At 71.3% G+C, this 18,532-nt stretch carries 22 protein-coding genes, 3 tRNA genes and 1 pseudogene; 15 read left to right on the top strand and 11 right to left on the bottom strand.

The features are described from left to right. Positions 1 to 28 precede the first annotated feature (28 nt). The 8 genes from ABZ808_RS10880 (at position 29) to ABZ808_RS10845 (ending at position 5,596) form a co-directional block, all read left to right on the top strand. Entirely contained in the window at positions 29 to 1,171 is a 1,143-nt protein-coding gene (locus tag ABZ808_RS10880; RefSeq protein ID WP_357003623.1) for a polyprenyl synthetase family protein, read from the top strand. 25 nt (positions 1,172 to 1,196) lie between these two features. After that, complete coding sequence (crtI, locus tag ABZ808_RS10875; protein ID WP_357003620.1) at positions 1,197 to 2,678, top strand: phytoene desaturase family protein; 1,482 nt, start codon at positions 1,197 to 1,199, stop codon at positions 2,676 to 2,678. Next, positions 2,675 to 3,295: an isopentenyl-diphosphate Delta-isomerase gene (gene idi, locus ABZ808_RS10870; RefSeq protein ID WP_357003617.1), complete on the top strand. Its 621-nt coding sequence runs from the start codon at positions 2,675 to 2,677 to the stop codon at positions 3,293 to 3,295. Before crtI ends, idi begins: the two co-directional genes overlap by 4 nt. After that, positions 3,285 to 4,232, top strand: a complete 948-nt coding sequence (locus ABZ808_RS10865) for a MerR family transcriptional regulator (RefSeq protein WP_357004813.1) — start codon at positions 3,285 to 3,287, stop codon at positions 4,230 to 4,232. Before idi ends, ABZ808_RS10865 begins: the two co-directional genes overlap by 11 nt. A gap of 73 nt (positions 4,233 to 4,305) precedes the next feature. Continuing rightward, positions 4,306 to 5,091, top strand: coding sequence for a polysaccharide deacetylase family protein (locus ABZ808_RS10860; RefSeq protein WP_357003614.1), 786 nt, complete (start codon positions 4,306 to 4,308; stop codon positions 5,089 to 5,091). 154 nt (positions 5,092 to 5,245) lie between these two features. Beyond that, a tRNA-Glu gene (locus ABZ808_RS10855) sits at positions 5,246 to 5,318 on the top strand. 31 nt (positions 5,319 to 5,349) lie between these two features. After that, positions 5,350 to 5,423 (top strand) — tRNA-Asp (locus ABZ808_RS10850). A 99-nt stretch (positions 5,424 to 5,522) separates the two neighbouring features. Continuing rightward, positions 5,523 to 5,596 (top strand) — tRNA-Phe (locus ABZ808_RS10845). 99 nt (positions 5,597 to 5,695) lie between these two features. Here ABZ808_RS10845 and ABZ808_RS10840 read toward each other — a convergent pair. From ABZ808_RS10840 to ABZ808_RS10825, 4 genes and pseudogenes are all read right to left on the bottom strand, one after another. Next, the gene (locus tag ABZ808_RS10840; protein WP_357003611.1) at positions 5,696 to 6,424 is read right to left on the bottom strand and encodes a hypothetical protein; all 729 of its coding nucleotides are present in this window, start codon (positions 6,422 to 6,424) and stop codon (positions 5,696 to 5,698) included. A gap of 85 nt (positions 6,425 to 6,509) precedes the next feature. Then, a pseudogene (locus ABZ808_RS10835) lies at positions 6,510 to 6,635 on the bottom strand (transposase); the annotation flags it as partial. A 44-nt stretch (positions 6,636 to 6,679) separates the two neighbouring features. Next, positions 6,680 to 7,003: a hypothetical protein gene (locus ABZ808_RS10830; protein WP_357003608.1), complete on the bottom strand. Its 324-nt coding sequence runs from the start codon at positions 7,001 to 7,003 to the stop codon at positions 6,680 to 6,682. A gap of 75 nt (positions 7,004 to 7,078) precedes the next feature. After that, positions 7,079 to 7,828 (bottom strand): hypothetical protein, encoded by a 750-nt coding sequence (locus ABZ808_RS10825; RefSeq protein ID WP_357003606.1) that lies wholly within the window; start codon positions 7,826 to 7,828, stop codon positions 7,079 to 7,081. A 163-nt stretch (positions 7,829 to 7,991) separates the two neighbouring features. Between ABZ808_RS10825 and ABZ808_RS10820 the strand changes: the two genes are divergently transcribed. Next, positions 7,992 to 8,519 carry an SRPBCC family protein gene (locus ABZ808_RS10820; protein WP_357003604.1) on the top strand — a complete coding sequence of 176 codons (528 nt, stop codon included), beginning with the start codon at positions 7,992 to 7,994 and terminating at the stop codon, positions 8,517 to 8,519. A gap of 51 nt (positions 8,520 to 8,570) precedes the next feature. On the opposite strand, the gene ABZ808_RS10815 is transcribed toward ABZ808_RS10820, so the two are convergent. Further along, positions 8,571 to 9,281, bottom strand: a complete 711-nt coding sequence (locus ABZ808_RS10815; RefSeq protein WP_357003602.1) for a DUF2786 domain-containing protein — start codon at positions 9,279 to 9,281, stop codon at positions 8,571 to 8,573. 120 nt (positions 9,282 to 9,401) lie between these two features. On the opposite strand from ABZ808_RS10815, the gene ABZ808_RS10810 reads away from it, so the two are divergent. Continuing rightward, positions 9,402 to 9,860 carry a hypothetical protein gene (locus ABZ808_RS10810; protein WP_357003600.1) on the top strand — a complete coding sequence of 153 codons (459 nt, stop codon included), beginning with the start codon at positions 9,402 to 9,404 and terminating at the stop codon, positions 9,858 to 9,860. A 38-nt stretch (positions 9,861 to 9,898) separates the two neighbouring features. Here the strand turns inward: ABZ808_RS10810 and ABZ808_RS10805 are convergent, their stop codons facing one another. Continuing rightward, positions 9,899 to 10,288, bottom strand: coding sequence for a hypothetical protein (locus ABZ808_RS10805; protein ID WP_357003598.1), 390 nt, complete (start codon positions 10,286 to 10,288; stop codon positions 9,899 to 9,901). A gap of 155 nt (positions 10,289 to 10,443) precedes the next feature. On the opposite strand from ABZ808_RS10805, the gene ABZ808_RS10800 reads away from it, so the two are divergent. Next, positions 10,444 to 11,790, top strand: a complete 1,347-nt coding sequence (locus ABZ808_RS10800; protein WP_357003596.1) for an ABC transporter substrate-binding protein — start codon at positions 10,444 to 10,446, stop codon at positions 11,788 to 11,790. Between the two features lie 66 nt (positions 11,791 to 11,856). Here ABZ808_RS10800 and ABZ808_RS10795 read toward each other — a convergent pair whose 3' ends face one another. Next, positions 11,857 to 12,600 (bottom strand): enoyl-CoA hydratase/isomerase family protein, encoded by a 744-nt coding sequence (locus ABZ808_RS10795; protein ID WP_357003593.1) that lies wholly within the window; start codon positions 12,598 to 12,600, stop codon positions 11,857 to 11,859. Positions 12,601 to 12,628: 28 nt separating this feature from the next. Continuing rightward, positions 12,629 to 13,486, bottom strand: coding sequence for a 3-hydroxyacyl-CoA dehydrogenase family protein (locus ABZ808_RS10790; RefSeq protein WP_357003591.1), 858 nt, complete (start codon positions 13,484 to 13,486; stop codon positions 12,629 to 12,631). Between the two features lie 176 nt (positions 13,487 to 13,662). Here ABZ808_RS10790 and ABZ808_RS10785 point away from each other — a divergent pair, with 176 nt between their 5' ends. Then, the gene (locus tag ABZ808_RS10785; protein WP_355587818.1) at positions 13,663 to 13,965 is read left to right on the top strand and encodes a hypothetical protein; all 303 of its coding nucleotides are present in this window, start codon (positions 13,663 to 13,665) and stop codon (positions 13,963 to 13,965) included. Positions 13,966 to 14,009: 44 nt separating this feature from the next. Here ABZ808_RS10785 and ABZ808_RS10780 read toward each other — a convergent pair whose 3' ends face one another. Beyond that, positions 14,010 to 14,789: a class I SAM-dependent methyltransferase gene (locus tag ABZ808_RS10780; RefSeq protein ID WP_357003589.1), complete on the bottom strand. Its 780-nt coding sequence runs from the start codon at positions 14,787 to 14,789 to the stop codon at positions 14,010 to 14,012. A gap of 53 nt (positions 14,790 to 14,842) precedes the next feature. Here ABZ808_RS10780 and ABZ808_RS10775 point away from each other — a divergent pair, with 53 nt between their 5' ends. After that, the gene (locus ABZ808_RS10775; protein ID WP_357003587.1) at positions 14,843 to 15,232 is read left to right on the top strand and encodes a PPOX class F420-dependent oxidoreductase; all 390 of its coding nucleotides are present in this window, start codon (positions 14,843 to 14,845) and stop codon (positions 15,230 to 15,232) included. Positions 15,233 to 15,336: 104 nt separating this feature from the next. On the opposite strand, the gene ABZ808_RS10770 is transcribed toward ABZ808_RS10775, so the two are convergent. Continuing rightward, the gene (locus ABZ808_RS10770; protein ID WP_007073996.1) at positions 15,337 to 15,546 is read right to left on the bottom strand and encodes a BldC family transcriptional regulator; all 210 of its coding nucleotides are present in this window, start codon (positions 15,544 to 15,546) and stop codon (positions 15,337 to 15,339) included. A gap of 251 nt (positions 15,547 to 15,797) precedes the next feature. After that, positions 15,798 to 16,637: a hypothetical protein gene (locus ABZ808_RS10765; RefSeq protein ID WP_357003585.1), complete on the bottom strand. Its 840-nt coding sequence runs from the start codon at positions 16,635 to 16,637 to the stop codon at positions 15,798 to 15,800. A gap of 195 nt (positions 16,638 to 16,832) precedes the next feature. Here ABZ808_RS10765 and ABZ808_RS10760 point away from each other — a divergent pair, with 195 nt between their 5' ends. Both ABZ808_RS10760 and ABZ808_RS10755 read left to right on the top strand, forming a co-directional pair. Then, entirely contained in the window at positions 16,833 to 17,915 is a 1,083-nt protein-coding gene (locus ABZ808_RS10760) for a Glu/Leu/Phe/Val dehydrogenase (RefSeq protein ID WP_357003583.1), read from the top strand. A 300-nt stretch (positions 17,916 to 18,215) separates the two neighbouring features. Beyond that, positions 18,216 to 18,431, top strand: coding sequence for a DUF3073 domain-containing protein (locus ABZ808_RS10755; protein WP_007454329.1), 216 nt, complete (start codon positions 18,216 to 18,218; stop codon positions 18,429 to 18,431). Positions 18,432 to 18,532: the final 101 nt, after the last annotated feature.

Raw genomic sequence — 18,532 nt, 5'->3', positions numbered from 1 at the left:
ACTCGTAGCCTAGGGTACGCTCGCCCTCATGGCCAACGACGCAGCGGCGGGCAACACGATCCGGCTGGCGCCAACCGGGCCGGCCGACAGGGACGATCCGGTCCGCGCCGTCCTGGCTGCGTACACCCATGACCTGAGCACCGCGGTGGATGGCACCCTCACCACTTTCCTCAGCGCCGAGGTCGAATCACTCGCCGACATCGACGCAGCGATGGGCGCATTCGCGTCCGCTGCGCGGGACGCCGTCCTGGCCGGCGGCAAACGTCTCCGATCCACCTTCGCGTATTGGGGCTGGCGTGGCGCGACAGGCGGCACCGAATCACTCGGACCGGTGCTGCCCGCGCTGGCCGCCCTCGAACTGCTGCACACCTTCGCTCTGGTGCACGACGACGTGATGGACGCCTCCTCCACCCGTCGCGGCCGGCCCACCGCGCACGTCGCGCTCGCCGCCCAGCACGTCGCCGCCGGTCATCGCGGCGATCCCGGCCGCTACGGCGAGGCGGCCGCGGTGCTCATCGGGGACCTCTGCATGGTCTGGGCCGACCGGCTGCTGGCACACGCCGCGGTGCCGCCGGCCCGGCTGCTGGAGGTCCGCCGCTGCTACGACCAGATGCGGGTGGAGACGATCGCCGGGCAGTACCTCGACGTGCTCGGCGAGAACGACGCGGCCAACTGGTCGGTCGACCGGGCGCTGCGGGTGGCCCGCTACAAGACCGCCAGCTACACCGTGCAACGACCGCTGCTCTTCGGCGCGGCCCTGGCCGGGGTGAGCGCCGATGCCCCGCTCGTCAGCGCGTACACCCGCTACGGCCTGGCCGTCGGCGAGGCGTTCCAACTCCGCGACGACCTGCTCGGTGTCTACGGCGACCCGGCCGCCACCGGCAAGCCGGCCGGCGACGACCTGCGCACCGGCAAGCCGACCACGCTGCTCATGCTGGCCCGGAAACTGGCCACGCCAGCCCAGCTCAGGGCGTTGGATCGCGCTGGCGGGGGGCCGGTCGACCGGTTCGCCGAACTGATCGCCGACACCGGCGCGGTCGCGCGGGTGGAACGGATGATCGCCGAGCGGGTCGGCGACGCGCTGGCCGCGCTCGACGCCACACCCGTGGACCGGACGGCGCGTACGGCGCTGACCGGGCTGGCCACCGCCGCCACGAACCGGCGGGCCTGATGAGCGACTCTCTCAAGGAGGTCACGTGCGCACGGTGACGGGACGAACGGATCGGGTGGTGGTCGTCGGTGCCGGCCTGGGCGGGCTGGCCTGCGCGCTGCACCTGGCCGGCAGCGGCCGGCAGGTGACCGTGCTGGAGCGGGAGCCGGTGCCCGGCGGGCGGGCCGGCCGGCTCTCGGTGGACGGCTACGACTTCGACACCGGCCCGACGGTGCTCACCATGCCCGACCTGATCGCCGAGGCGCTCGGTGCCGTCGGCGAGGAGCTGCGCGACTGGCTCGACCTGACGCCGCTCGACCCGGCCTACCGGGCGTACTACCCGGACGGCTCGACCCTCGACGTGCTCACCGACACCACGCGGATGGCGGCCGAGATCTCCCGGGTCTGCGGGCCACGGGAGGCCGACGGCTACCTGCGTTTCGTCGACTACGCGCGGGAGCTGTGGCGGCTGGAGCGGGCCGACTTCATCGAGCGCAACCTGGACGCGCCAACCGACCTGATCACCGGCAACCTGCTCAAGCTGCTCACCGGCGGGGCCTTCCGCCGCCTCCAGACGAAGATCAACCAATTCTTCCGGGACCCGCGTACCCAGCGGATCTTCTCCTTCCAGGCGATGTACGCCGGGCTCGCCCCGCACGACGCGCTCGCCATCTACGCGGTCATCGCGTACCTCGACTCGGTCGCCGGGGTCTACTTCCCGCGCGGCGGCGTCCACGCGGTCTCCCGCGCGATGGCCGGCGCCGCCGAGAAGCACGGCGTGCAGATCCGGTACGACACCACGGTGACCCGGGTGGAGACCGCGAACGGCCGGGCAACCGGAGTGCTCACCGCCAACGGCGAACTGGTGCCGGCGGACGTGGTGGTGCTCAACCCGGACCTGCCGGTCGCCTACCGGGACCTGCTGCCCACCGCCCCCAACCGCCGTCTCACCTACTCGCCGTCGTGCGTCGTCCTGCACGTCGGCTCACGGCAGGGATATGCGAAGATCGCCCACCACAACATCCACTTCGGCCGGGCATGGAAGGGCACCTTTGATGAGGTCATCCGCAGGGGCGAGTTGATGACCGACCCATCGCTGCTGGTGACCAACCCCAGTCGGACCGACCCGTCGGTGGCCCCGCCGGACCGGCACACCTACTACGTGCTCGCCCCGGTGCCCAACCTCGACCGGGCGCCGTTCGAGTGGCGGGGTGACCTGACCCGACGCTACGGCGACCAACTGATCGGCACCCTGGAGGAGCGCGGCTACGTCGGCTTCGGCGACGGCGTCGAGGTGCTCCGGGCGATCACCCCGGCTGAGTGGGAAGAGCAGGGGATGGCCGCCGGCACCCCGTTCGCCGCCGCGCACACGCTCTTCCAGACCGGCCCGTTCCGCCCGTCGAACCTGCACCGCGACCTGTCGAACGTCGTCTTCGTCGGCTCCGGCACCCAGCCGGGGGTGGGCGTGCCGATGGTGCTGATCTCCGGCAAGCTGGCGGCCGGTCGGATCACCGGGGAGGGCCGATGAGTAGCCGCGAGGACCACCTCGTCGAACTGGTCGACGACGCCGGGCAGGCCCACGGTGAAACCACCGTCGCGGCCGCCCACCAACCGCCCGGGCAACTGCACCGGGCCTTCTCGGTGCTGCTGGTCGACCCGGACGGTCAGGTGCTGCTCCAGCGGCGGGCCGCGATCAAGACCCGGTTCCCGCTGCGCTGGGCCAACTCGTGCTGCGGCCACCCCCTACCGGGCGAGTCGCTCGCGGAGGCCGCCAACCGGCGGCTGCGCGAAGAGTTGGGCACCGGCCCGGTCGAGCTGACCGAGGTCGGCGTCTACGTCTACTACGCCGAGGACCCGACCACCGGTCGGGTCGAGTTCGAGTACGACCACGTGCTGCGGGGCGAGTTCCTGCCCGCCGCCCCGCTGCAACCGGACCCGGACGAGGTGGCCGAGCTGCGCTGGGCGGACCCCTCCGCCCTAGAGGCCGAGTTGGACCGCGACCCCCGGTCGTACGCACCGTGGCTGGGCGGGGTGGTGAACCGGCTGCTGCGCCCCTCTGGCTCGACGTCGGGCGCCCCCGGCCCGGCCGTGACCCCGCCCGGATCGTCGGCGGATGACGCGGCGGAGCGGTCGGGTGGCCGATGAGGCGCTGAGCGCTGGCGCCGTCGCGCGGCGGCTGGGGGTGGCGGTCACCACGCTGCGGACCTGGCACCAGCGCTACGGGCTCGGCCCCAGCGAGCATGTCCCGGGCCACCACCGCCGGTACACGCCCGCCGACCTGGCCCGCCTCGAAATCATGCGACGGCTCACCGCCGAGGGCGTGAGCCCCGCTGAGGCGGCCCGCTGGGCCCGCCAGGCACCGAGCCAGGTGGCCTCCGACGCCGTCCGCAACGGGGGCCGGATCCGCCCCCTCACCCGCGACGGCGGCGGATCCATCCCGGTGGGTCGTGCCGGCCCGGCCGCCCGAGGGCTGGCCCGCGCCGCCATGCGACTCGACGCCGCCGCGATCAGCGAGACGGTCGCGCACACCCTGGCCGCCACCGGTGTCGTCGCCACCTGGGAGACCCTGCTGCGCCCCGTGCTCGCCGGCGTCGGCGAACGGCACGCCGCCACCGGCGCGCTGATCGAGGTGGAACACCTGATTTCCCGCTGCGTCTCGGAGGCGTTCGCGGCAGCCAGCCGGGCCCACGCCCCCACCGGCCCCGCCCGGATCCTGCTCTCGTGCGCCAACGAGGAGCAGCACAGCCTGCCCCTGGAGGCGTTGGCCGCCGCGCTCGCCGAGGTCGGGGTCGGCTACCGGATGCTGGGTGCCCGGGTGCCGTTGGCCGCCCTCGTCGAGGCGGTCACCCGCACCGGGCCGGCCGCCGTGGTGCTCTGGTCGCACACCCGGGCAACCGCCGACCCGGCCCAGCTCGGTGCGCTGCTCACCGCGCCTCGCCGCCCGCTGCTGATCCTCGCCGCCGGCCCCGGCTGGCAGGCCGACACACTGCCCGCCGGGGTGGTGCGGCCGTTCGACCTGGCCGAGGCGCTCTCGCTCGCCGTCGCCGTACGCGACTCGCTGGACCAGGCGACGGGGGCCTGACCGGCTCTGTCGGCTTTGCGCGGCTTCCACTACCGTCGGTGGTCCGCCTGCCCCGACCCCCCGGGAGCGAACGATGCAAGCCCGCGCCGCCCTGGCGGCCGTCCTCGCCGTGGTGCTGGCCCTGTCCGGTTGCGCTGAGCCAAACCGCACCATCCACGCCACCGACGGGTCGCAGCCGACCGAGTCGACCACCCCGACACCCACCCCGTCCCCGCGCCCCACCCGCACCAAGCCGCCGAAGCCGCCGCTGCGACCACTACCGACCACACTCCCGGCCGGCCTGCGGCGCAGCACCGGCGTACGGCCGGTGGCGTTGACCTTCGACGACGGGCCCAGCCCGGCCTGGACCCCCAAGGTGCTCGACCAACTGCGGGCAGCCAAGGTGACCGCCACCTTCTGTGTCGTCGGCCACGAGGCCCAGCGCCACCCCGAGCTGATCCGGCGGATCGTCCGGGAAGGGCATCAGCTCTGCAACCACAGCTGGCGGCACGACCTCGATCTGGCCCGCCGGCCGGCCGCCGAGATCCGGGCCGACCTGACCCGGACCAACAAGGCCATCCAGGCGGCGGCCCCGGGCACCCCGGTGGCCTTCTACCGCCAGCCGGGCGGCCGGTGGACGGCGGAGGTGCTGGCGGTGGCGAAGGAACTCGGCATGCGCCCCCTGCACTGGACCGTCGACCCGCAGGACTGGAACAAGCCGACGGCCGCGACGATCACCAAGCGCGTCCACTCCGCCGCCCGCCCCGGGGCCATCGTGCTGCTGCACGACGGCGGCGGCGACCGGGCTGCGACGCTCGGCGCCTGCCCGCACCTGATCGCCGACCTGAAGCGCCGCTTCGGCATCACCCGACTCCGCTAGATCGGCCCTGACCTGCGGTTATACGGCCTGTCACGGCTCCCGCGATACCGGTTTTGTCGACCGACCAGGCATCACGTATGCTTTCCAAGCCTCCGGCGGGGCCGGATGGGAGCAAGTCCGCTTGAAGTTGCGAGTATGCAATGATGGCGGGGCCGCCCTCATCGTCTAGCGGCCCAGGACGCCGCCCTTTCAAGGCGGTAGCACGGGTTCGAATCCCGTTGGGGGCACGACCGGCGCAAGCCGGAGCAACACAAGCTAGGTCCTGTGGAGCAGTTGGAGTGCTCGCCGCCCTGTCAAGGCGGAGGTCGCGGGTTCAAGTCCCGTCAGGACCGCAGCGCTGACGCCGCGCCTCGCGCGGCGTTCTGCGTATCGGAGCGTGTGACCCTGCCGCTGATTCGTCAGGTTGGCGGGTAGCATGAGCCGAGCGACACGGCCAGGTAGCTCAGTTGGTACGAGCGTCCGACTGAAAATCGGAAGGTCGGCGGTTCGACCCCGCCCCTGGCCACATAGCCTTTCGCCGGGCTACAGAGGTCCCCACCAGCGGAAACGCAGGTGGGGATCTTGCTGTTTGCGCCATGTTCAGCTTCAGCCGAGACCGGGCGCCTCAGCGATTGAGTTGTTGTGCGCGGGCGACCGTTCGACGGGCGTCACGCCAGGCGATCATGGCCGTGGGTATGCGGGGCGAGGAGGCGGCCTTCCCCTGGCGTCTGGCGAGTAGCTGGTTGATCAACCAGGCTGGGGCGTCGGCCTGCTCGATGGCTTGGGTCTTCGTAAGCAATTCGCCGTTGCTGAGCGAGTGGCGGCCGCGAGCCATGGAGGTGAGTCCGAGGTCGGCGATGGTGGGGTTTAGCCATAGCCATGGACGTCGAGCGGCCCAGGCCCAGTAGCCGGTGAGTTCAGCGTGGGCCGCCGCGCGAATGTCGTCGTCCGACATCTGGGGGAAAACGTCGCGTGGTGAGCGTCCGAAGATCTCGTATCCATGTCGTACCAGCTCTGCTCTGGTGATTCTGGAGAGAATCCGGTGAACGAGCTGACCGTGGGTCCAGGTCGGGTGCTGCACGTCAATGTCGGAGACGGCCTCGACGTCGACGTAGACGCAACCCAGGTCGAATCCCGTGCCGGTCCCACTGTCAAGGCGATGATGGGCGGCGGCGAGCGTGGTTTGCCGACCGATATCGACGGGCCCGTCGACAAGTGCCACCAGGTCGAGGTCGCTGACGCAAGGGATGTAGTCGCCGGTGGCCAGTGACCCTGCGACCATCAGGTCGGTGACCCACCCCAACGCCATCAGCTCGTTGCCGAGTTCTTCAACAACAGCGGGTGATGTCACCATGACAGCAGTGTACGAATCCTTCACACCAGCCGATGACCTCGAACTCAGTGGTCAGCTGGCCCAGGCCGTGCCAACTCGCACCGGACGGCCAGCTCTGCCCGATCGCGTCGGGCAGACCCTTGAGCCCGTCGCAGACCACCATGCACGCGTCCGCGACACCCCGGACCTTCAACTCGGTGAGCACCCTGAGCCAGAACTTCGCGCCCTCACCAGCGGAAACGTAGGTGGGGGTCTTGCTTTGTGTCCTGGCCGAGCCTAGCGACGGAGCACCGCATACGTTCCCGCCGCCGTCACCAGTAGCAGCAGTGACACCGCGAACAGGGCGCGTCCAACCGGAAGTGACGTGTCGATGAGGAAGGGCACTTGTTGGATCACCAGGCCGGCACCGATCATGGCCTGGAAGCTGCCCAGCCGGACGGGCTGAGCGCGGTGTCTCGGCTTCAGGCGTGCGAGCCGAATCCAGGCTGCGGGAAACTGCCGCGACACGGCCACCTTGAGGCCCAGTGCGACCGCGGCGACGCCGACACCCACTGCCACCAGACGCAAGGCGGCCATGACGGGTTCGTCAGCCATGTTCATGCGTCCATCATCGATGGGGCGTCAAGGTCACAGTCGTGTGGCGAGCTTCAGATGGGCGTGCCGGCGACGCGTTCGCTAATCCCGACCATCCTGCGGCCGGTGCTGCGCCAGGCCGCCCTGGATCGCCTCCCACACGCTGCGCCCGGCCTGTCGCAGGGTCTCCCCCGCCTGCTCGGCGAACTGCGCCGCATTCTGGGCCGCAGCTTGAGCCCCGCCCGAAGCGCCGCCGTCCCGGGTGTCGCTATCGCCCTGACCACTGCCGCCCTGACCACCGCCGCCCTGATCCCTACCGGCCTTTGCGCCTCCCCCCGGGGCCCCGGCCCCGGTCGACGGGGCTGGTGGTTTCGGGCGGGCCGGGCGTGTGAACTCGCCCGGCGCTCCTGATTGCCGGCGCAGTTCGTCGCGTACGTCGGAGTGCTGTGCCGAGGCGGTGATCTCGGCGGCCTCGGCGCTCACCTGCTCGGCGCCGCGGTTGACGTCGTCGATCACGGCGCCGGTCGGCCGGGAGAGAGATTCGATGATCTGCGGGTTGTTGTCGATCGTGTCCAGCGCCCGGCCCAGCAGCGTCACCAGTTGCTCCAGCCGCACGCGCAGCTGCGCCTCGGCCTGGACGCCGTCGACGTCCAGCTCGACGCCGTGCAGGTGCACCCGTACGCCAGCGTCGATTTGAAGCAGGTTGGCAAGCCGGGCCCGCAGCGACAGGTCGGCGTCCAGCCCGTCGACCGCCAGCCGCAGCGAGTCGACCGAGACCTTCGGAATGTCGAGCAGCACGTCGGGGTCGTCGACGTTCTGGTCCGGCTTCCGCTGCTCAACGCTCTCGCTCATGCTCCCGCTCCGCCCGTACACCGCCCGGTCGTCCGGGCCGTCCGGCGCGGTTACCCGCTTTCTGGCGGCGCATCCCATCCGTGACTGTTCGGCGACTCACTGTCTGGAACCGGGCACCACGCGAAGCTGCACACCCGGGCATCAGCCGGTATGGTCCGGGCCTATGGGACAGGAGATGACTGGTCCGGCAGGCATCCGTCAGGACCTGGAGCGTTTCTCCTTGCGGTGCAGCCTCCTCGTCCCGGGGCCGGCGGAGCACGCGTTCGCGGTCTTCACCGACGAGCTGAGTGATTGGTGGGTCACCGAGTACACCTGGTCCGGCCCGGAGGCCCTCGCCGAGCTGAGCATGGAGCCGCGGGCCGGCGGCATGCTCTACGAGGTCGGCCCGTACGGCTTTCGCGCCGACTGGGGACGGGTGCTCACCTGGGACCCGCCGCGCCGGCTGGTGTTCGCCTGGCAGATCGGTCCGGATCGGGTGCCGGTGCCGGATCCGGCGAGGGCGAGCGAGGTCGAGGTGCTGTTCCTGCCCGATGGGCCTGAGCGCACCCGGGTCGAGTTGGAGCACCGGCACTTCGACCGGCACGGCGAGGCCGCCGAGGGGTACCGCAAGGCACTCACGGCGGGTTGGCACGAGTTGCTCACCCGCTACCTCGCCACGGCGTCCCGCCGCCACCCCACCAGCCCCGCCTGACGCCCCGCGGCCCAAGGCCGCCCCACAGCCCAACGGGCCAGCGACGGTACGTCAGCGACCGCCGACTTGTCGGTCGGCGGACGGGCCGGTGCTCAGGTCCCGGCCGCCCAGGTTCGCGCGGTGCCCGGCCTCCGCCCCGGAGCCGAAGCCGGTGCCGGCCAGCCGGCGTGGTGGCGCGGTACGGAGTCGCGGGTACTGCTCGGCGAGCCGCCGCTGCACCCGGTCGGAGCGGTCGGCCAGCACCAGTGCCACGGACGGTGTGCCCGGTTCACTGGCCGCCGCCGTCTCGGCCGCCCAGAGCCGGCCCCCGATCACCTGCGCGAAGCCGGCGAGCCAGGACCGGCGGAAGGCGGCCGGATGCTCGCCCTCCGGCACCTCCGTGCCCGCCAGCCCATGCGCCGCCTGGACGAGCAGCGAGGTGAAGAGCAGGTCGACCCGTTCCAGGTCGCTGGCGAAGCCGAACAGGTGCAGCGTGAACCCGTTGCCCTGCCGACGGCGGACGCAGCGGCAGCGCAGTGGCTCGGCGACGGCGGCGAGCAGGCCGACCTTGTCGCGGGCGTACGGGGCGACGATGTCCAGCACCCGGTCGCCGACCGGGTCGGTGGTGGGGTCGCGGGCGGCGAGCAGTGCCCGGTCCACGCCGTAGCGGGCGATCAACTCGGTCGCCTTGGCGGTGAACGCGGCTGACTCGGCGGGCGTGCAGGCCGGGTCCTCGGCCTGGGCCAGCAGTTTGCGCACCTTGCTCAGCATGGCCTCGGACATGCCTCAGAGCTATCACATCCAGCGGCCGTCGCGGGACAACGCCCAAATCCATTGATCAGTATCATCGTCACGTTCGGATCACCCGTCCGCACGGACGGTCAACCGTTTCCGGAGGCACGCATGTCATCCCCGACCGCCCGCCTGCTCGCCGTCGCCACGGCCACCGCACTGCTCGCAATCGGCGCACCCGCCCAAGCGGCCCAGGCCGCGCAGAAAACACCGTCCGGTCAGGCCGGCCCGGAGGTCTCGGGGCCGAACCTCTTCGCCCCGCTCGCCACCTGCTACGGCGGAGCGGTCCGGTCGTTCTTCCAGACCGGTGGCTACGGCGGCCAGGCTGGCACCTACCGCACCACGAGCCGGTGCCGCGACATCAACGTGCGCAACGCCAGCGCGTACGGCACGGATGCCTGCGTGATCTTCGTCGACAAGACGGGCAACTGCAACTACTGGACCTACCTGCCGGCCAACTCCGGCTGGATCACGGTGGCGACCAACGTGCGCGACGGGGTCAACTTCCGGGTCCGCTTCGAGAACCTCCGCTACGAGTACGAGCCCCTGGTCGCGTACCACGCGTTCTGAGCGGCCCGAGCGGGCGCGCCGCCGCCCGGGGGGAGGCGTCAGCCGGCGCGGCTGCGCAGGGTGGCGATCGTCGAGCCGGCGAGTGTGAGCAGGCAGTCGGAGAGCTGTCCGTCGGCCGCAGCCGCACCGAACAGCGCCTCCCCGGTCGGCACGTCCCGGTTGGCGTACGCGCTCACGAAGCGGGCCACCCAGCGGGTGTCGTAATCCGCCTGGTCGATGCCGGGGAAGTCCAGCGCGCATCCGCTGGTCGACGGCGCGTCACCAACCATCGTCGCGGCGAGACACCAGGCCACCCCGTACGCACCGGGCAGGCCGGCGCGGTCGACAACCGCGTCGAAGGCCCCCGCCACCGCCTCGCCGTCGCCGGAGAGCGCCGAGTGGAGAACTGCGGCCGCGTCGTCGAACGTCTGCTGTGGTAGGTCCGTCACGCAGCGCACAGTAGGACGGGAGGTCAAGGCCCCGCATATTCCTCACTCTCCGTGTTCAACGCGGGCGACCTGCGCATTGAGCCACCTCCACGGTCCCGCTGCCGGGCCCGGCACGCTAATGTGCGCAGCGGACCTTCGCCGGAGGAAGGACGACCATGCTCGTATCACGCCGTTCGCGGGTGGCCACATTGGCCGCCTGCGCGACGATCCTGCTCGCCACAAGCGCTTGCGGGGATGACAAGGCCGAAGAGGGCAGCGCCCAACAGGTGCGCCTCTACGGCACGGATGGCAACATGCTCAACTCCTACCCAGCGGAGTTGAAGGAACGCGCGGATCTCGTCGACGGGATGAAGGGGACCACGCCGCTCACCCCGCTGCCCGATGACTTCAAGAGCCGGCTACGGTCCGTCAATCCGGCGCTGACGGACTACCTCTACGCCGCCGAGACGTACGACGCCGTGGTGATCGCTGTGCTCGCCGCCCAGCTCGCCGGGAGCACCGACCCGGCGGCCATCGCGAAGCAGATAGTCGGCGTGACCAACAACGGTCAGCGCTGCGAGGACCCGGCGAGTTGCCTCACGCTGGCCCGCGCCGGGCAGGACATCGAGTACCGCAGTGTGTCGCTGACCCGTGCGGGCTTCACCGACAAGGGCGAGCCGGCCACCGCGAGCTACGCCACGCTGACCTTCGACGGCCAGCAGATCAACGACGGCAAGACCGAGTTCGTCGGTGCGGGTGCCGAGTCGGCAGCGAGCACCAAGACTCCGCCGAAGGCGCGCAAGCCGCGCCCGGGTGGCGCTGACGACGCCAAGGAGCCTTTGATCATCGGCGGCCTGCTGCCGAAGACCGGCGACCTGGCGATCGCGTACCCACCGATGGCCGCCGGCGCCGCCCTGGCGATCAAGGAGATCAACGCCGCTGGTGGCGCGCTGGGCAAGCCGGTGACGTGGGTGGACGGCGACGACGGCACCAACCCGGCGGTGGCCAAGGCGACCGTGGCCAAGCACGCGGCGGACGGGGTCAGCGTCATCATCGGCGCCGGCGCCTCGGGTATCTCCCGCGAGGTGTTGCCGGACGTGGTGAAGGCCGGCAAGATCCTCTTTTCGCCGTCCAACACCGACGCGAGCCTGACCGACGTCGAGGACAACGGCCTCTACTTCCGCACCGCCCCGCCGGACAGCCTCCAGGGCCGGGCGCTGGCCGACGTGATCCTCCGCGACGGGTCGCAGAAGATCGTCATCGTCGCCCGCAAGGACTCCTACGGTGAGGGCCTCCAGGCCACCGTCCGTGACGAGCTGGAGAAGGCCGGCATCGCGGGCGACCGGCTCAAGCTGCTCACGTACGACCCGCCGGCCGACGCGAAGGCGGCACCGGTGGACTTCACCGGCGGCGCGAAAGAGATCAAGGAATTCGGTGCGGACGCCGTGCTGATCATCGGGTTCGGTGAGTCCGCCCAGGTGATCCGGGCGCTCGCCGATTCCGGGGTGCAGATCCGACACTGAGCACCGACCGCGGACCGCGACGGCCGCACCGGCATCCCGCCGGTGCGGCCGTCTCCGTTTGCGGCGTCAGCGGGCCCGACGGCGCTCCAGGAACTCGGTCATCCGGCGGTGCTTCTCCTCGTCCTCGAACAGCACCGCCTGGCTGACCAGGTCGAGCTGCGGGTGCGCGGCAGCCGGCGCGTCCACCGCCAGCTTGGTCAGCCGCAACGCCAGCGGTGAGCCCTGGGCCATCTCGTCCAGCAGCCCGTGCGCCACCGTCAGCAGCTCACCGGGCTCGTCCACCACCCGGTTCACCAGGCCGATCCGCAGCGCCTCCGCGGCATCCACCCGCCGGCCCGTGAACAGCAACTCCTTGGCGCGGGCCTCGCCGATCAGGGCGGGCAGCCGGTGGGTCGCCCCAGCGCCGGCCAGGATGCCCAACCGCACCTCCGGCTGGCCGAAGACCGCCCGCGCCGTGCAGACCCGCAGATCGCAGGCGTACGCCAACTCCGCGCCACCGCCCAGCGCCGGGCCGTCGACGGCGGCCACACTCGGCATCGGCAGCGCCCTGATCCGGGCGAAGGCGGCCGAGTTGATCGCGGCCAGGGCGTCCGTACGCCCCCGTTCGCGGAGCTGACCGATGTCGGCGCCACCGGCGAAGATGCCCGCCGTGCCACCGGTCAACAACAGCAGCCGGGGTCGTGCCTCCAACTCGGCGCAGACCTGGTGCAGCTCGGCGATCAGGTCGGCGTCGATGGCGTTGCGCTTCTCCGGCCGGTCCAGCGTGACCACGAGCCGGTCCGCCTGCTCCTCGATCCGCAACCCGCTCACCGTGTGCGCCTTCCGCTCGCGACGACGTTCACTGCTTGACTCCGCCGGTCCAGTCGTAGAAGCCGTGCCCCGACTTCTTACCCAGCCGTCCGGCGGCCACCATCTCCTCCAGCAGCGGCGGAGGCGCGAAGCGGTCCCCGTACGCGGCCTGGAGGGTGCGGGCGATGTCCAGCCGCACGTCCAGGCCGACGAGGTCGGTGAGCTCCAGCGGCCCGATCGGGTGCCGGTAACCCAGCACCATCGCCTTGTCGATGTCGGCCGGGCTGGCCACGCCGTCGGCGACCATCCGGATCGCCTCCAGCCCCAGGGTGACCCCAAGCCGCGAGGTGGCGAAGCCGGGCATGTCGCGTACGACGACGGGGTCCTTGCCCAGCCGGCCGGCGAGCGCGACGGCCGCGGTGGTGGTCTCCTCGGCGGTGGCCGGGCCGACCACGATCTCCAGCAGCGCCATCGCCCAGACCGGGTTGAAGAAGTGCAGGCCGAGGAAGCGCTCGGGCGCGTCCAGCCCAGCGGCCAGCTCCCCGATGGCGATGCTGGAGGTGTTGCTGCCCAGCAGCGCCGGGGTCAGCGCGGCGGCGTCCCGCAGCACGGCCCGCTTCAGGTCGAGCCGCTCCGGCACCGCCTCCACGATCACCGCCGGGGCGGGCGCGACCTCAGCGAGGGTCGGGCGCAGCGTCACCCGCTGCCGGTTCGCGGCGGCCTCGTCGGCGGTCAGCTTTCCACGCTGCACCGCTCGCTCCCACAGATCCGCGAGCCGGTTAAGCGCGGTCGCTCCCCGGTCCGCGTCCACCTCGACCAACTCCACGGCGTGCCTGGACCCGGCCGCCACGTACGCGATGCCGAGCCCCATCGTGCCCGCACCGACGACCACGAAACGATCGTTCATCACGCCTCCCTGTCCGGCCCGGTGGCACGCGGGGTCCCCGCCACGCCGGTCCGGGTGCTCCGTCCGCTCCGCTCGCTCATGGTGCGACCCTATTCAGCACGACGACCCGGCCATGCGTGGGGGAGCGCGGGATCGGGTACGTACGGCCCGTCAACTCAAGGGAAGGACCAGTCGACATGAGCCAGGCACCGGAGAGCGTCACCGACCCGGGCAGCACCGACTCCGAGGTCGTGGAGACCCGGGGCGACGAACGAGTCGACCTGCTGCGCGCTGACACCAACAACGACGGCCGGACCGACGTGTGGGTGGTGGACACCGACGGCGACGGCAAGGCCGATCTCTTCCAGTTCGACACCGACGGTGACGGCAAGGTGGACATCACCATGGTCGACATCGACGAGGACGGCACCCCCGACGAGGTGGTCGACGGCGACGGCGGTCTGCCGCCCGAGCAGCTTCCCCCGACCGTCCAGGTCTGAGCCGTGCGGCGAAGGGCCCCTCGTCGACGAGGGGCCCTTCGCCGTCATCCGGCGAGGCGCAGGGTGGCCAGGTAGTAGGGCGCGTCTCGGTCGTCCACATCGGTCAGCTGCCAGGCGCTGTCGTGCACGAGTTCGGCGAACTCGTCCGGCGAGCAGACCAGGTAGTCGAACCACTCCGTGCCCAGCTCCCGATAGCGCAGCCGAAGCCGGAGCTGCCCCCCGAGCCGGCCCCGACGTCGGTTGCGCTCGTGGTAGCCGGTGTGCAGCGGGTCGCGGGTGCCGTACGGGTTGGTGCCGTGCGCGATGATCTGCGCCCCCGGTCGGGCCAGCGCGGCGAGCGCGGCCAGGAACCCGGGTGCCCGCTCCCGCCCCTCGAACAGCCCGAGATTGTTGCCGAGCAGCAGGAATGTGTCGTACCGCTGGCCGTCGGCCACGTGGGTGTCCACGGTGCCGTGCACCAGCCGCCGTACGCCCCGACGCCGACTCACCGCCAGCGCGCCCGCCGAAGTGTCCAACCCGGTGACCGGTACGCCGCGCTCCTGGAGCAGCAGCGCGATCCGGCCGGCGCCGGTGCCGACGTCCAGTGTCTCGCCTCGCGCCCGGTCCACGGCCCGGTGGTCGTACGGCTGCCAGTCGGCTGGCCCGTCCAGGTAGTGCGCGGCGGGCGCGCCGTTGATCAGCCCGTCGTCCCGCTCGATGATCTCGATGACCGGGCGGGGCAGTCGCCCGCCGACCATCGGCCGGGGTCCTACCCCGGTGGCCACGGCGAGCGTGTCCCGCAGCAGTTCGCCGACCACGTCTCCGATGAGAGGCTCGCCCGTCACGACGTTCACGCTATCCGGCCACTCAGTGGCCGTGTCGGCCGTATCCTTGCGGCGTGACCACGTTGGACAGGCTGTCGGCCGAGAAATACATCCTGCTCACGACCTTCCGCAAGGACGGTCGGGCGGTGCCGACCCCGGTCTGGGCGGTCCGCGACGGCGAGGCGTTGGCGGTCTGGACTCGGGCCGACTCCGGCAAGGTGAAGCGCATTCGCCGCAACGGCGAGGTGACTGTGGCACCGTGCGACGTGCGGGGCCGCCCGCACGGCGCGGAGGTGCCCGCTCACGCGACGATCTATGGTGGCGGCGATATCGGCCGGATCCGTGACCTGCTCAAGCACAAGTACCGGCTGCTCGGCCGGCTGAGCCTGCTCGGCAGTCGGCTGCGTCGGGGCGAGGGCGGCACGGTCGGCATCCGCGTCACGCTGGCCGAGGTGCGGCGCTGAGGCTGAGCCGACGGTGAGCGCCGGTTCGACGGCGACCGGCCGTGGGCATGGAAAGGGGCGGCGGATCGAGATCCGCCGCCCCTTTCCGGAAAAGCTGATGTTGCTCAGTCGCCCTGCCGCTGCTGCGGGATTTGACCCTGCAGCAGCGCCCTGACCTCCGACTCGCGGTATCGACGGTGGCCACCCAAAGTGCGGATGGCGCTGAGCTTGCCCGCCTTGGCCCACCGGGTCACCGTCTTCGGGTCGACACGGAACATCGACGCCACCTCGGCCGGTGTGAGTAGCGGCTCTGGTTCGTGCGTTCGCGATGCCATCGGTCACTCCTCCACATGTATAGACATCGGCCGGGGTCCCGCCGGCCGACGCGTCTCCCATGGTCCGGCTAGTCCCCGATGTCCGACATGGGCCGAACGGATGAAGGTCCCTAGACGGACGGATGAACCATGCCCGATTTTTACGACTTTTACACCTCAGAAAGTACCTTATTCGGACTCATGATCACGGTTCGTGATGCGTCAACTACGAGCGCTACTCAGCTTAGGGGCACTCATTGGGCGATTTGCCCTTAGTTGCACCGCTCCAAAAGCTGCACCGCACGCCACCGGGCCACCAGCTTGTCGTACGCGGCGGACGCCTCGTCCGCCTCGCCCCGCGACAGCCCGGCGAGGCCGCTGGCGACCAACTCGGGCGAGTCGTCCGCGGCGAGCGTCTCGTCGGAGAGCAGGTCGACCAGGCCGCCGTAGTCCAGTTCCACCACCGAGCGCGGGTGGAACTCCTCCAACCAGCGGGCCGCCTCCTCCACCGCCTCGGTGATCGGCGCCTCGCCCACCGACTTGCGCAGCACCGACAGTGCCCGCGACGAGCGGCGGCGGGCCTTGGAGATCTCGGTGCGGTAGCGCAGCGCACGCCGACCCGACTCGGTGACCAGGTCCCGCTCCGCCGGGTCGAAGAGCACGAACCACCGCAGCGGTACGCCCCAGGTGGCGATCTGTTCGTGCACCCGCGGCACCCCGTGCTCCAGCACCCGGGCACCGCTGCGCCAGTCGTCCACCGCAGCCCTGGCCTGCCCGGCGAGCACCGGCGGCACGAAGGCGTCGGCGAGCACCGCGGGCACCCCGTCCCGGGCGCTGAGCGCCGCCTCGGCGACCCGGATCCGCAGGTTCCAGGGGCAGATCAGCAGGCTGTCGTCCGTCTCCAGGACGTACGCCTCCTCGGGCAGGTCCGGTAGCCGGGTCCAGCCCGCACCCAGCGCCTCGATCACCGCCGTCCGCTGCCGGCCCGGCCCCTCCATGGGGGCGACGGCGCGCCCTTCCGAGACGTAACGGCGCCAGTAGCTCTGCCGGTCCCGGTCGAAGGCGGTCAGCGGCTCGTACACGCGCAGGTAAGAAGCGAAGAGCGACGGCACCGCGCGATCCTCCCACGAACCGCACCCGTGCGCGGTCAGAGGCCGGACCCACGCGCGCCGCAACGTGAGACGACGGCGGCGCGTCGGGCAGCCGTGCGGCGGCCGATACTAGGCTCGACCCACACCGGCAGCATCCCCGCCGGGGTCCACCAGGTCCGCGCCCCACAAGGACGCACACCACTCCAGGAGCCAGTCATGGGCGTATTCGCGAGCACCGACGATCCGGGATCGACCGGCCACGAACAGGTCGTGTTCTGCCAGGACAAGCAGAGCGGCCTGAAGGCGATCATCGGGATCTACTCCACCGCGCTGGGGCCCGCGCTGGGCGGCACCCGCTTCTATCCGTACGCGAGCGAGGACGACGCGCTCGCCGACGTGCTCGACCTGTCCCGCGGCATGGCGTACAAGAACGCGCTCGCCGGGCTGGATCTGGGCGGCGGCAAGGCTGTCATCTGGGGCGACCCGGAGCAGGTCAAGAGCGAGGCGCTGCTGCGCGCGTACGGCCGCTTCGTGGAGTCGCTCGCCGGCCGCTACTACACGGCGTGCGATGTCGGCACCTACGTCGCCGACATGGACATCGTCGCCCGGGAGACCCGGTTCGTGACCGGTCGCAGCGTCGAGCACGGCGGCGCCGGCGACTCCTCGATCCTCACCGCCTGGGGCGTCTTCCAGGGCATGCGGGCCGCCGTCGAGCACGTCTGGGGCACCCCCAGCCTGCGCGGCCGGCGGGTCGGCGTGGCGGGCCTGGGCAAGGTCGGCAAGCACCTGATCGGGCACCTCCTGGAGGACGGCGCCGAGGTGGTCGCCGCCGACGTCAGCTCCAAGGCCCTGGCGTGGGCCCGCACCAACCACCCGCAGATCACCCTGGTCGACGACGCCAGCGCACTGGTCGCCGCGGACATCGACGTGTACGCACCGTGCGCGCTGGGCGGCGCGCTGAACGACGACACCGTGCCGGCACTGCGCGCCAAGGTGGTGACCGGGGCGGCGAACAACCAGCTCGCCCACCCGGGCATCGAGAAGCTGCTGGCCGACCGGGGCATCCTGTACACCCCCGACTACGTGGTGAACGCCGGCGGCGTGATCCAGGTGGCCGACGAGATCGACGGCTTCAACTTCGATCGGGCGAAGCTGCGGGCGACCCGGATCTACGACACCACCCGGCAGATCCTGCACCTGGCGGACGCCGACGGTGTGCCGCCGGCCGTTGCCGCCGACCGGCTGGCCGAGCGGCGGATGGCCGAGGTCGGCCGGCTGCGCACGATCCACCTGCGCTGAGCGTCCCCGGAGGCGGGTCGACTGGGATCCGCCTCCGGGCCTCGCATGCCGGCCCCGCTCGGTAGGCTGATGCCGAGTCAAGTTTGTCGCGTTTGTCCGGTGTCACGGGCGCTCTCTGTTTCACTCCTTACCGGGTACACTGGGTGACGGTCGGATCAACGCGACGCGCAGAGCCGGCTGGCGGTAACCCGAGGTGCCGAACGATGGCATCCCCATGTACCGTAAGAGCTACGAGAGATGCCTGACGTCATCGGGGCCCGCCTTCGGGCTGCCCCGCATTCTGTGCGAGGGGGTCGAGCCATGGGGCGCGGCCGTGCTAAGGCCAAGCAGACAAAGGTGGCCCGGGAGTTGAAGTACCACTCCCCGAACACCGACCTCACCGCCTTGCAGCGCGAACTGGCGGGTGCTGGTAAGTCTGAGCACCACTTCGACGACGACTCTAAAGAGTTCGTCGACGACGATGATGAGAATCACGCTGACGACGACCCGGATCCCTGGGTTCGTCCGACCCGCTGACCTCTCGACGCAACTGAGCACGCGGTAAGCCCCGCGTGCTCACGCATGTGCCCGTCGGGAGCGGCACCGGTGCCGATGATCAGGGGCCTGCCCTGGCCGGA

The organism is Micromonospora sp. NPDC047527 (genome assembly GCF_040643015.1).
In the GTDB taxonomy this organism is placed as follows: Bacteria; Actinomycetota; Actinomycetes; order Mycobacteriales; family Micromonosporaceae; genus Micromonospora.
Note: the sequence above shows the minus strand (reverse complement) of the source record. Positions and strands in the feature narration are given on the sequence as shown.

What these genes read in the sequence shown, in the direction of transcription:
- ABZ808_RS10880 (WP_357003623.1), top strand. Translation starts at nt 29, where the DNA reads ATGGCCAACGACGCAGCGGCGGGCAACACGATCCGGCTGGCGCCAACC.
- idi (WP_357003617.1), top strand. Translation starts at nt 2,675, where the DNA reads ATGAGTAGCCGCGAGGACCACCTCGTCGAACTGGTCGACGACGCCGGG.
- ABZ808_RS10860 (WP_357003614.1), top strand. Translation starts at nt 4,306, where the DNA reads ATGCAAGCCCGCGCCGCCCTGGCGGCCGTCCTCGCCGTGGTGCTGGCC.
- ABZ808_RS10840 (WP_357003611.1), bottom strand. Translation starts at nt 6,424, where the DNA reads ATGGTGACATCACCCGCTGTTGTTGAAGAACTCGGCAACGAGCTGATG.
- ABZ808_RS10830 (WP_357003608.1), bottom strand. Translation starts at nt 7,003, where the DNA reads ATGAACATGGCTGACGAACCCGTCATGGCCGCCTTGCGTCTGGTGGCA.
- ABZ808_RS10825 (WP_357003606.1), bottom strand. Translation starts at nt 7,828, where the DNA reads ATGAGCGAGAGCGTTGAGCAGCGGAAGCCGGACCAGAACGTCGACGAC.
- ABZ808_RS10820 (WP_357003604.1), top strand. Translation starts at nt 7,992, where the DNA reads ATGGGACAGGAGATGACTGGTCCGGCAGGCATCCGTCAGGACCTGGAG.
- ABZ808_RS10815 (WP_357003602.1), bottom strand. Translation starts at nt 9,281, where the DNA reads ATGTCCGAGGCCATGCTGAGCAAGGTGCGCAAACTGCTGGCCCAGGCC.
- ABZ808_RS10810 (WP_357003600.1), top strand. Translation starts at nt 9,402, where the DNA reads ATGTCATCCCCGACCGCCCGCCTGCTCGCCGTCGCCACGGCCACCGCA.
- ABZ808_RS10800 (WP_357003596.1), top strand. Translation starts at nt 10,444, where the DNA reads ATGCTCGTATCACGCCGTTCGCGGGTGGCCACATTGGCCGCCTGCGCG.
- ABZ808_RS10790 (WP_357003591.1), bottom strand. Translation starts at nt 13,486, where the DNA reads ATGAACGATCGTTTCGTGGTCGTCGGTGCGGGCACGATGGGGCTCGGC.
- ABZ808_RS10785 (WP_355587818.1), top strand. Translation starts at nt 13,663, where the DNA reads ATGAGCCAGGCACCGGAGAGCGTCACCGACCCGGGCAGCACCGACTCC.
- ABZ808_RS10770 (WP_007073996.1), bottom strand. Translation starts at nt 15,546, where the DNA reads ATGGCATCGCGAACGCACGAACCAGAGCCGCTACTCACACCGGCCGAG.
- ABZ808_RS10760 (WP_357003583.1), top strand. Translation starts at nt 16,833, where the DNA reads ATGGGCGTATTCGCGAGCACCGACGATCCGGGATCGACCGGCCACGAA.
- ABZ808_RS10755 (WP_007454329.1), top strand. Translation starts at nt 18,216, where the DNA reads ATGGGGCGCGGCCGTGCTAAGGCCAAGCAGACAAAGGTGGCCCGGGAG.